Source organism: Paenibacillus sp. HB172176 (genome assembly GCF_011947265.1).
GTDB lineage: Bacteria > Bacillota > Bacilli > Paenibacillales > Paenibacillaceae > Pristimantibacillus.
Genome location: NZ_JAATHD010000001.1, coordinates 243,902 through 257,965, shown reverse-complemented (window position 1 = coordinate 257,965; position 14,064 = coordinate 243,902). Strand labels below are relative to the sequence as shown.

The 14,064-nt window shown below is 53.7% G+C and carries 8 protein-coding genes; 3 read left to right on the top strand and 5 right to left on the bottom strand.

The features are described from left to right. Nucleotides 1-205: 205 nt before the first annotated feature. Together hflX and HFP08_RS01030 are read left to right on the top strand one after the other, a co-directional pair. On the top strand, nt 206-1,492 hold the full coding sequence (hflX, locus tag HFP08_RS01035; protein ID WP_168118654.1) for a GTPase HflX: 1,287 nt from the start codon (nt 206-208) through the stop codon (nt 1,490-1,492). 95 nt (nt 1,493-1,587) lie between these two features. Beyond that, nucleotides 1,588-2,034: a hypothetical protein gene (locus HFP08_RS01030; protein WP_168118653.1), complete on the top strand. Its 447-nt coding sequence runs from the start codon at nt 1,588-1,590 to the stop codon at nt 2,032-2,034. 417 nt (nt 2,035-2,451) lie between these two features. Here HFP08_RS01030 and HFP08_RS01025 read toward each other — a convergent pair whose 3' ends face one another. After that, nucleotides 2,452-3,345 (bottom strand): aldo/keto reductase, encoded by an 894-nt coding sequence (locus tag HFP08_RS01025; RefSeq protein WP_168118652.1) that lies wholly within the window; start codon nt 3,343-3,345, stop codon nt 2,452-2,454. Nucleotides 3,346-3,379: 34 nt separating this feature from the next. Beyond that, entirely contained in the window at nt 3,380-4,213 is an 834-nt protein-coding gene (locus HFP08_RS01020) for a helix-turn-helix domain-containing protein (RefSeq protein WP_168118651.1), read from the bottom strand. Between the two features lie 223 nt (nt 4,214-4,436). Here HFP08_RS01020 and HFP08_RS01015 point away from each other — a divergent pair, with 223 nt between their 5' ends. Continuing rightward, nucleotides 4,437-5,273 (top strand): FUSC family protein, encoded by an 837-nt coding sequence (locus tag HFP08_RS01015; RefSeq protein WP_168118650.1) that lies wholly within the window; start codon nt 4,437-4,439, stop codon nt 5,271-5,273. A gap of 41 nt (nt 5,274-5,314) precedes the next feature. On the opposite strand, the gene HFP08_RS01010 is transcribed toward HFP08_RS01015, so the two are convergent. The 3 genes from HFP08_RS01010 to HFP08_RS01000 all read right to left on the bottom strand — a co-directional run. Beyond that, on the bottom strand, nt 5,315-8,032 hold the full coding sequence (locus HFP08_RS01010; RefSeq protein ID WP_168118649.1) for a heparin lyase I family protein: 2,718 nt from the start codon (nt 8,030-8,032) through the stop codon (nt 5,315-5,317). Nucleotides 8,033-8,079: 47 nt separating this feature from the next. Beyond that, the gene (locus HFP08_RS01005) at nt 8,080-9,192 is read right to left on the bottom strand and encodes an S-layer homology domain-containing protein (RefSeq protein WP_168118648.1); all 1,113 of its coding nucleotides are present in this window, start codon (nt 9,190-9,192) and stop codon (nt 8,080-8,082) included. 99 nt (nt 9,193-9,291) lie between these two features. Then, the coding region (locus tag HFP08_RS01000) for a PKD domain-containing protein (RefSeq protein ID WP_168118647.1) at nt 9,292-14,064 on the bottom strand (4,773 nt) is incomplete at its 5' end.

The following is a 14,064-nucleotide window of genomic DNA, read 5'->3' as shown; positions in this document are numbered from 1 at the left end:
TCTCTCTTCACCCATTAAACGTCAGATCAACCCTTTTTGTTTCGCTCGAGCTTATCCTGCAGCGAAGGAAAGCGATGAATACGCCAACCCCGCTCATCAACAGCGTTCCAAGAGAATAATTAAAACCATTCCCTCGTTTGCTCCCGCCATGCGCACTGTGCTAAACTGATGTCAATTATAGGGAAGACGCAAAGGGGTTGAATGGATGCAAGAGGAACCAAGACAGAAGGCCGTCATTGCCGGCGTCGAGCTGAAAGGCGGCGGCGATTTCGACTATGCCATGCAAGAGCTTCGCAATCTGGCCGATGCTTGCTATATCGAGGTTGTCGATCAGCTTAGCCAGAAGCTCGAGCGCATTAACCCCTCTCATTATATAGGAACAGGGAAGTTGGACGAATTGAAGATACTGCTGGAGGCGCATGAAGCCGAGGCGGTGATCTTCAACGATGAGCTCTCTCCTTCCCAAATTCGAAATTTGGAAGCGGATTTGGAATGCGCGGTCATGGACCGCACGATGCTTATTCTCGATATCTTCGCGGAGAGGGCGAAGACGAGGGAAGCGCAGTTGCAGGTTGATGTCGCTAGACTGCAATATTCCCTGCCGCGCCTGGTCGGTCTTCGCGCTTCGCTAAGCAGACAAGGCGGCGCGGGCGGCGCAGGCTTCCGGAACAGAGGCTCGGGCGAGACGAAGCTGGAGCTCGACCGCAGACGCATCGAAGAGCGAATTACGATTCTGCAAGCCGAGCTTGAGAAGCTGGTCGCGACGAGACAGAATCAGCGCAAGAAGCGCAAGAAGAACGATGTGCCCGTTGTCTGTCTCGTCGGTTATACGAATACAGGCAAGTCCAGTCTGATGAACGCGCTGCTCGAGACTTACGATCCCGAGACAACAAAACAGGTCTATGCCCACAACATGCTGTTCGCCACTCTGGAAACCTCGGTAAGAAGCATCGAGCTCCCAGATAACAAGTCGTTTCTGTTAACCGATACGGTCGGATTCGTCAGCCAGTTGCCCCATCATCTTGTGAAGGCGTTCCGATCCACGCTGGAAGAAGTCACGGAAGCGGATCTGCTGATTCATGTTGTCGATTTCGCTCATGAGGATTACGAGAAGCTGATCGAGGTTACCAATCATACGCTGCAGGAGCTCGGCGCGGAGAATATTCCGACCGTCTACGCCTATAACAAATGCGACCTCACCGAACATCCCTATCCTCGGGTCGCGGGAGACAGCGTCTATCTCTCCGTGAAGGAGAAGGCCGGATTAGATGAATTGGTTGGGAAGGTGAAGGGGGAAATTTTCGCGGACTACGTAACCCGGGATATTCTCATCCCGTTCAGCGAAGGACGACTCGTTGCTTATTTCAACGAAAACGCGAATGTGCTCGAAACCAGCTACGAAGCCGAGGGAACTAGGCTGAGGCTGGAATGCCGCTTCGCCGATTACGAGCGGTATAAGCAGCATTTCGTGGAGATGGCTGGGGAGAGCTGATCAAGAAATTGCATCTAAAATTGAAGGTCATCCGAAGATGGCCTTTTTTCGTGCGCAATTTCAGACATTCCTGAACCTTGGAGAGCACAGAGTGAATGGAGAGGGGGCCGCAAGTCGATAAAGTCGACTTGCAGAGCGTGACGTGCGCGGAATCGGAGCCGCAAGTCGATAAAATCGACTTGCGGAGCGTGGCGTGCGCGGAGACGAGCCGGCAAGTCGATAAAATCGACTTACAGAGCGTGACGTGCGCGGAATCGGAACCGCAAGTCGATAAAATCGACTTGCAGAGCGTGAAGTACGCGGAATCGGAGCCGCAAGTCGATAAAGTCGACTTGCAGAGCGTGAAGTACGCGGAATCGGAACCGCAAGTCGATAAAATCGACTTGCAGAGCGTGACGTACGCGGAATCGGAACTGCAAGTCGATAAAGTCGACTTGCAGAGCGTGACGTGCGCGGAGACGAGCCGGCAAGTCGATAAAATCGACTTACAGAGCGTGACGTGCGCGGAGACGAGCCGCGGAGACGAGCCGGCAAGTCGATAAAATCGACTTACAGAGCGTGAAGTGTGGCAAGGGGAGTTGCAGAGTTACTTTTTACGCTTGCAGCTTCCTTTTCGCTCCGACTCGGCCCTCCAAAGTTACTTTCTACACCTGCACCGCCCATTTCAGTCCAATTCGATTCTCCAGAGTTACCTTCTACACCTGCCTCCTTCACGAAAGCTTCAAGTAGGAAACTTCTGTTGAGAAACCCTCTATTGAAGCCTTTCGAGGAGGAGCGGCAGCGTTCAAATATAGGTTTATTGTGGTAAAAAACAGGCCCCGCCTTGTGTGGCGGAGCCTGCATAAGCCTGCTCAAGCTTGCCTATTCGCCGAGCCAATACACTCCCGCTGTATTCCTCGACGCGCTTCGTTTATTTCGCGCTAACGCGGCCTCTACCTCTTCACATCCTGAGGATGCGACTACGTCACGAGCTCCACCGCCCGCGCGTTCGATTCGACCTGCTCCGGATCCTTGCAGCCCGGAATGACGGTGGTGACCGCCGGATGCTTGAGGCACCATGCGAGCGCCCAAGATGCCATATCCACGCCATCCGGAACCTCCTCCTGCCCGATCCGCTCCACTTCCTTCAGCTTCTGAAGCGTATCCTCCGCGTTATGCCGATGACGCACATCATTGCCGCCGAACACCGTTCCGGGTTTGTACTTGCCGCTTAAGTAGCCGCTAGCCAGAGGAACGCGGGCGAGCACGCCTAGATTCTGCTCCTGACAAATCGGGAACACCCGCTCCTCCGGCTTGCGATCCAGGCGATTATACACCACTTGAATGGCGCGAGAGCCTACCTCCTTGGAGCGCTCGGTTTGATGCACATTATCATTGCTTCCTATAGAGGTGCCCAGGAATCTGATCTTGCCGGCCTGCACCTGCTTGTCCAGCACCGTCCATAACGCATCATTGTCGAAGCTTGCATCCGGTCCGGAATGGAACTGATAGAGATCGATATATTCCGTGCGCAGCGCCGCCAATGAATCATCGAGCTGGGCGATGACGCCAGCCGCGTCGAAAGCGTCCGTCCGAGTGAACAGCTCATGAAAGCGATGTCCGAATTTCGTAGCCACAACCCAATCCTCGCGATTGCGGCGGCTGAGGTAATCGCCAATCAGCCTCTCCGACAGATGATCGCCATAGCATTCCGCCGTATCAATCAGATTAATTCCGAGCTCTGCGCCCTTGTCGAGAATGGCATCCGCTTCCTTCTGCGTATAATCCCTGCCCCATTCGCCGCCGAATTGCCATGTTCCAATGCCGACAACGGATACTTCCAGCTCTGTGCTTCCAAGTCTTCTATATAACATGCTCAGCACTCCTCTCGAATATGGTTCCCTTCCATTATACCCCAGATATGATGTTCATTCGATATTCCGATGGACTTAGACCCGCTTCCCTGCGAAAGGTCTTCGAGAAATAATTCGCGTCCTCGAATCCGGTTGCGAGCGCAATCTCCTTCACGCTCTGCGAGGTCGTGCGCAGCAGATGCTTCGCGTGATCCATCTTCTTGCGGCTGACATATTTCAGCGGTGAAACGCCGAAATGCCTTTTGAAATATTTGCTGAAATAATTCGGATGAAGATGCAGCGTCGCCGCCATGTCCTCGAGCGTCACCTCCGTATGCAGATGCTGCTCCACATATTGCTGAATGCTCGTGAGCCGCTCCATGTCATGCGATTGCTCCTGCTGAATATGCAGAGGCTGATCCGTCATCATCTCCGCCAAAATTTGCAGCAAGGCCGATTTCTCCCTGAGTCTGGCCGCAATCGTGCTTTCCGTATGCGCCTCCGCCATCTCCTTGAACAACTGCGTCATCCGCGCCGTATCCAGCTCATAGCAGCTTGGAACATCGAGCCACTGGAACACATCCGTCTGTCCCGTCTCGGCGGTGAAATGGCACCAATATTTCAGAAACGGCTCATCGCTGATGGTTGAGTAGGATTGGTTAACGCCTGCGGGCAGTAGAATTAATTGCCCTGGCTTCGGATAGAGCTCCGTATCCCCAATTTTCACCCAGCCTTCTCCATTCAATATAAAATAAAGCTTGTTATACGCCGGCGTATAGTCGATATCACGCCAGTTCGACCGGCACTGCGTCAAATGCGCCGCCATGATCTGCACCTGCATGTGCAGCAGCATATCCTGAACAGCCTGATCCTCCTGTGTTCTCGTCATGAACCGAACAGCTCCCGGAAGTTATTTTCGACCCTGTCTTGCTTGAATTCGCTTTGTCTATTCTATCATATTGCCGATAATTATAAGGATTGATTAGGCTAAATTCATTATGAAAAAGCACGGAGGAACCTCATCCATGCCGGCTTACATGCCTGGGTTGACGCTCATGTTACGATAAGAAGAGAGGAATGAACGATCGGAAATGTAACGGAGGATTGTCGACATGCAACAGCTGAGAATTGGCAAGAGATTGATCAAAACGGTAGTGGCGGTGTACGCAACCGCTCAAATATGCGACTGGCTGGGGTGGCCGATGATCTTCGCGGTCATCGCGGCCATTGTTTCCATGGAGCCGACAGTGAGCGCTTCCATAAAAAAAGGCGTCGTTCGCTTGCCGTCCGCAGCCATAGGCGCCGCGTTCGCCATGCTGTTCGACGCCTTGCTGGGCGTGCAGCCGCTAACCTTCACCTTGTCGGCTCTGGCGACCATCTACGTCTGTTATCGGCTCGGCTGGACGGATACGATTGTTGTCGCTACACTGACAGCGGTCAACATGATCTATGTGACGGAGGCGCATTTTCTCATTCAATTCTGCATTCGCTTGGGCACGACCGCTACAGGCATTATTGTGGCCGCCTTGGTGAATTACTTCGTCTTCCGTCCGAATTACGCGAAGGAAATCAAGAGCTTGGTGCAGCAGGCAACGCCTTACATTGTTCGGCGGGCAAGAGAGTTGACGGAGGCGGCGAGCAATGCGCGCGACCTCCATCACCCCGATGTATCCGTGAAATGGACCAAGCAAGCTCAAGTTTTCCTTGCCTTCCAACTGTCGGATTATCGCTACAGGCGCGCTTCCTTCGCGGAGCTTCGCGAAATTGCGGAAGCCAGGAAATGCTTGCAGTGCCTCCAGCGCATGCAGTTCTATATGAAATATATGTCGGAGAGCGCTGATGCCATGGAACGGCAGCGTTGCCGGGAGTCGTTAACGGCGTTAATGAACAGCTTCGACCATTTACATGCAAGCACCAGTCAGCCTAAGTCGGCCTTATCATACAATTAACCGTCATTCATCCAGATGAAGAACTCACGAACAATCTCGACTTACTGATTGCCATCGTACCACGCTGGATTTTCGTTATAAATCTTGAAATCATCGACGTACACATAGGTATCATTTGCAAACCCTTGTCTGGCGCTGCCGAATAGGAAGCCACTGGTGAAGATCTCCTGGGCAGAGTCCGTATAACCGGCATTCAGCGTTGTATTATCCATAACAAGGTTGCCGTCCACCCATAATTGGACGGTGCTGTCATTGTTATTCGGAGACAGATTGTAATGCATGCGCAATTGCACCCAGCGTCCGCGCCAATCATCAGTCAATGCGGGATCGAGTTGATCCGCGCCTTGTCCCGACATCACGATTCCATTATCGCGCCTCGACCATATGGGATAATACTTGTTATTCCCATCCAATATATTGTTTGTTGAAGCTCGAATGCCCATCTTCATCTGATTATTCGCGGGTCCATCAAGTTCGAAAATCACCTGTTGATTGGCATTGCTCCCAGGATACCGATGTTGGAAGCTTGGTCCGACTCCTTCTGTCCCATCCGGAAAATACACATAATATTCTGTCCACAGCTCATTCTGGCCTTCTGTCAAATCGAAATGTTGAGCAGCACCCGGATTTACAATCGGATCACCTGCGAAATGGAACTTCAGCGCATAATCTCCGCTATGCACCTTATCGTCGCTTACTTCTGCATTCTGAGAGTCCGTCCATGCAAAATCGCCATTCGCATGAGTCAGATCACCGCTTTCGAAATCGTCATCGAATAACGCATTCGCCGGCTCAGGATCTGGATCCGAGCCAGTCCCCTGATCCAGGAATGCAGGAGGATCAGCCGAAATCGTAAAGTCGTCGATATACGTATACGATGTTTCATTAAAACCGCTGTTCGCCCAGCCCATAATATAGCCGTGATTGAATATATTCTTGTCGACATCCGCCGCTCCGCCCGTTGTTGGCCAAGAGTTCAAATCATGATGATCATGAACCTGCATTCCATCTACCCACATCTCGCTCACGCCGTCCGGCTGCTGCCATCCGCTTGCTGTTTTGACATGAATGATATACTCCACCCATCTGCCTCGAATAGTCTCATCCTGAAGGATGCCGCCATTGATACTGCTATTCGAGTATGTTCCCATCCCATTGCCGTCTGATCTGTATTTCATAATCGCCAAAGAATTCCCATTCTTATCTATGTCAGTCTCGTATCCATAGATGGAATTAATCGCATTGTTGCCTTCATTCGTACCAATGCGAAGCAACTTATTATTGGTAGCGCCGATCGGATCGTCGCGGTGATACCACTGCGGCCCAAGGTCGATTCCTATCGTCTGCTGCTCATTGCCGTCCGGATAATATTGATACCATTGGAACCAGACCTCATTCAAATCCTCTCCGAGATCGAATCGTTGTTCGGCTATGTTATCCTCCCCATATGGTTTGCCCACAAAGGTAAAGCGCATGCTATAATCGCCTGACCGGGCAATATCATCAGAGATTTCAACATTTGGTCCGGTATGTCCCAGTCCATCCTCGGCAGTCTGCCATCCGAAGCCGTCTATTATCGTCGTTGCATCGCCAGTCTCGAAATCATCGGTGAAGTAGACATCCGAGCTGCCGCTCGCCGCTGCGTTCCTTATCGTGATTTCCCGTTCCAAGAGGAGACTGTCCAATTGGTCATTGTCTGTAACTGTTAATGCGACCGTATAGATTCCTGGTGATGCGTAGCTGTGCGCAGGATTCTCTGAGCTGCTGGACGAACCGTCTCCGAAATCCCAGTCCCACCCGATTATTTGGCCATCGATATCCAATGAATCATCTCGGAATTGAACAGCTTCCCCTACCAAGAAATTATCCTTCGGCAAGGTGTTGAAGGCAGCCGCAGGAGCATGCTGCAAGTTCTCGTCCACATTCGGATCGTAGGTGTACACCTTGAAATCATCGATATAGACATTCGTATCCGCAGCGAAGCCGCTTGCTGCTTGACCTAATAATGTCCCCTTCACGAATAGCTCCTCTGCTGTGTTATGTCCGGCATTCAATGTCGTGTTCTCCATCACTAAACTGCCGTCCACCCATAGATTCAACGTGCTGTCATTCTCCGCTTCAGAAACATTAAATTGCAGCTTGAATTGCACCCAGCGTCCGCGCCAGTCATCCTTCAAGGCAGGGTTCAGCCCATTCGCTCCTTGCCCTGTCATTACTACCCCTGTCGACTTGTTCGACCATATGGGATAGAATCGATTCTCATTATTGGCGAATAGACTGCTATTTACAGCCGAACGAATCCCCATCTTCATAGCACTATTCGATCCTGTAAGTTCAATTATCCGTTGATCGCCGGAACCGCTTGCCGGCATGCGATGAATATATTCCGGCCCCAGATTGTCCGTTCCATCCGGATAATAGATCCAATATTCCATCCAGATATTACGTTGAGCCGCACCTAATTCAAATTGCTGCGAAGCGCTCGGCTTCACTACAGGATCTCCTGCAAAATGAAATTTGAGCGAATATTGTCCGGTATGTGCGATATCTGTGCTGACTGCTGCATTCAATGAAGTTGTCCACTCGAAATCGTTCGAAGCATGAGACAAATCCCCGCTCTCAAAGCTGTCCTCGAAGTGCGGCAAGATGGCTCCCGCTTCAGCTTCATGCGGATAGAAACCTGTTTGAGGCATACAAACAACTGTAATTGCGATAATCGTCGCTATTATGCCCGATCGCTTCAACCAACGTCTTCCCATTCTTACACACCCTCTCCATCTTTATGAGAATCAACATTCCGACTGATCTAGACGCTCCCTAATGCATTCAACAACAGCGTGACCGCTTCCGCTCGTTTCGTTAAAGCAAGCGGAGCGAAATGATTGCCTTCTCGTCCATGAATAATGCCCGCTTGAACCGCAATGTTCACAGAAGCAATGCCGAAAGCAGGAATTTCCTTCTGATCGATAAAATTTGCCAAATTGGTTTCATCCTCGCGAATTGATAATCCAAGAGCGCGTACCAGAATAACGGTCATCTCCGTGCGTGTAATATTGCGATCGGCTCCGAAGGTTCCGTCCGCATACCCGGAAATCCATCCCTTATCTACACCATAGCGAACATATGGCGCAGCCCATGCTGGAATCTTGTCAGCATCCACAAAATTCAGCTCCAGATGTGATGAAGCGCCATTCCCTTTCGCCCCTTCGCCGGTCTCGTCAGCTCCGTACGCTTCTACCTCTGTATGCAGCGCTCTTGCCGCCATGGTCACAAATTCGGCCCGCGTCACTTCACGCTCCGGCCGGAAAGTCCCGTCTGTATAGCCGTTGATAAAGCCAAGCTCCACGGCTTCCATAATCGAATTCTCCGCCCAGTGGCCGGCGATATCCAGAAACTTCGCAGCCTTCACGCTGGCTGTAACCTGGGGTTCGAAGCTCTCCATGGTCAAATCCGACTTAACAAGATCCGCACGGGTCAACTGCAGCTTCGATGCACCCGTCCCCACTCTCTCCATGACAAAGGTTGCGAGGATGACGCTGCCGTTCACCCCCGGATGCTTGCCCAGTTTCGTAAATGCATAGTGAATCTCGCGATCCTCTATTCTCGGGTCAACCGCGAAGCCGTTGTTGCCGTTCTTCGTTTCTATCAGCTTTAATTGCTGCGGATCGAAGAGCAGGGTCAGATCATAGGCATACATATCTTCCAAGTCATCCGCGCTTATGACCACTTGAATGCGATTCGAAGTCTCTGATAACGCGATGTGGAATTCGGGGTGATAGGAGCTGCTGTCGGCAGCTGCAAGCGCAGATGGAACCGCCCCGAATGCAGGGAGCAGACTGATATGAAGGATGATAAGCAGGAAAACGATACGTCCTGTCATCCCGATATATCTCATTCGAATCCGTTCGATTAAGGTCATAAACATTCTCCTTCTCTCTTGAAAATAGGGAGGGAAGGCAGCACCGAAATGTTGCCTTCCACAATGAGATTCAAGCGGAACCGAGCTATTTCTCAATCACTATGCTTTCAGCCACTCATCCAAAATCATCTGGGCGACCGCTGCGAGCGTTTGAATCGTGATCTCGCCGTTGTCGAACAGATCAGCCGCTGCAATATCCGCCCAATCTGCGTCGCCGCTCGTCGTTCCCAAGTACTTCGCGATGATGGACAAATCCCGAATGGTGATTTGCGATGCTCCTTCAACCAGCGTGTTCAGCGATGACGCGAATTGGCTCACCGCTGCGTTCAGGTCCGCTACAGCTGCATCGACCGCCGCTTGGCTTACACCGGCTTGATCGCGCACAGCGATTGCGGCTGAGATTGCCGCATCCAGCGCCGCCTTCGCCTCGCTGCTGTATTGACCTATTTTGCTTCCGATGACGGCATCTTGAGATTTGGATTGCGCTGTGCTTATAGCTGCTTGCAGTGTGGTCAAATCTGCTGGTTCTCCCGCAATTACGCTGCTTTGGAATTGTGAGACCGCCGCATTCAAAGCAGCGGCCGCCGCTTCCGCTTCTTCGAACGACACATTCACATTATCGCGAACGGCAATCGCCGCGTTAATCGCATTTAACAGATTCGCTTTATCGGCAGCTGGGTACTGCCCCGGCTCCGTTCCCGTTTCGGCAGCATTGTACAGTTGTTGCGCCACCGAAATCGCCGATTCCAGCGCGCTGAGATCGACGGCGGTTGTCACTTCGAGCTCAAGTAAAGCGCTCGCCGTGTCCAGCACCTGCAGCTCGCCTCCATCGAAGGAGCCGCTCGCATCGGATAGACTGACGATTGTCCCCTCTGTTGCCGCGTCCGACTTCGCATGAGCGATGAGCTTAACCACATTATGAGTCCCGCTAATCGGTTCCCCTGAGCTCATCACGATCAGACGAATGTTCCCTTCCGCTTCCTTCACGGCGCTTGCCACCGTCAGATTGGGCAGCAGCGTCTCGATGGCAGAATCGGCCAGCATGACGGAACCGCCGCTTGTCTCCGTATCGAAGCTGAGCACGGCCGGATCATAATGAAGCGTCATATCCAGAATCGAAGCCGGCTCTGTCAAGCTCGCCGCGCCAAGCAGCAATTCCGTATCTTCTCCCTGCTGAAGCTCAGTCTTGTTCGCTCGAATCTCCGCAATCGGGGCCGCCGGCTCCTCTTCGGAAGCCGCTGTGGCTAAGCCGATCTTCTCGCGGCTGACGACCCAGTTGTCGAAGTAACGCTCCTGATCGACCGGCGTTCCTGCGTTCCAGTAGTTTTCCATCGAGACAAAATTCAGCGCGTAGCCCGCATCCGGTCCAATTTCGTAGGCGCCAATCCAGTTGACGTTATAGACGCCGACCTCCAGCACATCGTCGATCCATAGCTCGAATATGCCATTGCTCAAGCCGGGATCGTTCAGCTTCACATGCGCCTCTACCGCATACCAGGAGCCGACATGATCTTCATCGAAGAGGGGCGTCTCCGTATGTCCGCCAGCCATATAGCGCCCGTATTCGAAGTCATTCCAGAAGCGCTTCATCAGCACGCCGGCCTCATCGGTGCCGCTCTCCGGCGCCGCATACAGGTACGGATCCTCCGGATTCGCGCCGCTCCAGATCAGCGCCGCCATCGACTGCGCCCACTCCTCGTTCTGGAAGGAGGAGATGCGGGACATCTTGGCCGCGCCTCCGCCGATCCAATCCTCCTCGAACTTCACGTAGAAGCGAGAATAGATCTCGGTCAAATCCTCGCCCTCCGCCGCCACCGGCTTCAGGTAGTCCGAAGGCGTTCGGCCGACTGCAAGCTTGAGGGCGCCGGTATCATGCATCTCGCCGTCCTCTACCCTGTATTCGGCCTTCATGCCCGTGGAACCGCCGATGCCGACTCCCTCTGTCTGCGCGAATTGGTTCTCGCGAGTTCTCTCGAAGTACTGATCGAACCGATCGCTCTCGAAGTCGTCGCAGAACAGCCATGCCGTCTTCGCTTGCGCGCATTCATTCGTCAGGAAGGCTTGTTCATGGGCGACATGGATCGTGTAGGTTTTCGTCGTCGTGCCGTCTTGCGCCAGCACCTCCATCACTATTGTGTCTCCGCTGATGGTCGCGGGCTCGCCGCTTGCATGCGGCGCGCCGTCTACCGTCAGACTTGCCAGCGGATCCGAGAGCGTCGGCGTAAGCACGACCGCATCACTCACGCCGCTCTCCAGGCGAACGGTGTAATCCGTCACGGCTGCTTCGAAGCCTGGCGTCATTTTGCCAATGGAATTATGCATCATCGTGAGGTTCGCATTGTTCAGCTGCGGTACGCCCGCTTCGCCGATCGGAGCCATGCTCAGCACCATATTGTCGATCACTCTGTTCTCCGTATCGCCGCCGGTTACGCCTGCCTGCTGATTATTGTTGTACAGCTCCACCACATTCAAGCCGTAGGCGGTGTAATCGCCGATCCAGTCCAGGTTCGAAGCGCTGGATTCCAGCTCTCCGTCTACCCACAGCTCATACACGCCATTCGAGGCGCCGGGTTCATTAAGCTTCACGTGAACTTGAATCTCATACCATGGCCCGGTCGCCATCGGCAGCGGTTGCATGACCGGCGTATCGCCTTGCAGCTCCGCTAGCGGAGCGCTGGTCAGACCGATCGGATTGCCGTCGCTGTCGAACATGCCGCCATACAGCGTTGAGGTCAGCTTCCCCGTCTGATCCGGATACGCGATCTCCGCCTCCATGAACGGCGTGTCGTCAGGTCCCATGCCGTAGATTCGGGCCAGCGGCCCCGTTCCGCTCAGATTCAGCAGCGGCTCTCCCGTATCGGGATCAACGCCGGTGTTGCTCTTCACATAAAAGCGCCAGTAGAGGTCGCGATTCGTCTTGGTCGTATCGCCGACAGGCTTATAGAAGCTATTGTCCGGCGTGTTTCCGAACGCGAGCTTTGCCCATGTGCCGTGCGGACCTTCCGTATCGCTGTCATAATAGCCGAACCACGAGAGAAGACCTCTGGAATCCTCCATCCCCCGTCCGAACACGCCGCTGCGGATTTGATATCTCCCGAACCGGTTGAAATAATCATAATACTCGTTCATATTGCGATCCTCAAAGTCATCGCAGTAGATCCAGTCCCCCTGCATCACATTGCACTCGTTAATGATCAGGTCGGGATCGACATAAGAGGAAGTCGTAACCTCCTCAGGGTCCTCCTCCCACTGCGGATCCTCCGTATACATCTTGAAATCATCGACATACACATTCGTATCCGCGGCGAAGCCCGCCTTGGCGCTGCCGAACAGCATGCCCCTCGTCAGCGTTTCCTGCGCCGCGTTCGGATAGCCCGCGTTCAGCGTCGTGTTGTCCATCGAGAGCACGCCGTCGATCCACATTTGGACCGAGCTGTCATTGTCGTTCTCGGACAGATCGTAATGCATGCGGAACTGCACCCAGCGTCCGCGCCAGTCGTCGTTCAAAGCCGGGTTGAGCTGATCCGCGCCTTGTCCCGACATCGTAACGCCGTTGTCTCTGCGCGACCAGAGCGGATAATACTTATTGTCGCCGTCAAGCAGGCTGCTCGTCTCTGATCGAATGCCCAGCGTCATCTGATTCGTCGCGGGACCATACAGCTCGAACAGCTGCTGCTGATGCTGCGTTGTGCCCGGATAGCGATGCAGATATTCGGCCCCCAGCCCTTCCGTGCCGTCGGGGAAGTATACCCAATATTCGGTCCACAGCTCTGTTTGCCCCTCCGTGAAGGCAAAGCGCTGTACGGCGCCCGGATTGACGGCCGGGTCTCCGGCAAAGCTGAACTTCAGCGCATAATTGCCGCTATGCACCTTCTCGGTGCTGACAACCGCGCTCGCCGAGGTTGTCCAGGCGAAGTTGGCGTTGGTGTGCGTCATATCGCCGCTCTCGAAGCCGTCAGCGAAAAATTCCATTGCCGAAGCCGCCTCGCTTACGACAATCGACTTCTCCTCGGCCTCGCTGACCAAGCCGTCGTTGTCCGTGACGGTCAGCGAAGCCGTGTAGGTTCCGGCTGTCGCGTACGTATGCGTCGGATGCTGCAATGTGCTGCTCTCACCATCGCCAAAGCTCCAGCTCCAGGAAGCAATGCTGCCGTCAAAATCCGTAGAAGTGTCTGTGAAGCTTACTTCCGTCGCTGTGTCTACATCTGTCGTTGGACTAACCGTGAACGAAGCCTCCGGGTCATAAAGCCCGTCATCTCTCCACTGCGGATCCTCCGTGTACATTTTGAAATCATCGACATACACATTCGTATCCGCGGCGAAGCCCGCCTTGGCGTTGCCGAACAGCATGCCCCTCGTCAGCGTCTCCTGCGCCGCGTTCGGATAGCCCGCGTTCAGCGTCGTGTTGTCCATCGAGAGCACGCCGTCGATCCACATTTGGACCGAGCTATCATTGTCATTCTCGGATAGATCGTAATGCATGCGGAACTGCACCCAGCGTCCGCGCCAATCATCATTCAAAGCCGGATTGAGCTGATCCGCGCCCTGCCCCGACATCGTGACGCCGTTGTCTCTGCGCGACCAGAGCGGATAATACTTGTTGTCGCCGTCAAGCAGGCTGCTCGTCTCCGAGCGAATGCCCAGCGTCATCTGATTCGTCGCGGGACCGTACAGCTCGAACAGCTGCTGCTGATGCTGCGTTGTGCCCGGATAGCGATGCAGATATTCGGCCCCCAGCCCTTCCGTGCCGTCGGGGAAGTATACCCAATATTCGGCCCACAGCTCTGTTTGCCCCTCCGTGAAGGCAAAGCGCTGTACGGCGCCCGGATTGACGGCCGGGTCTCCGGCAAAGCTGAACTTCAGCGCATAATC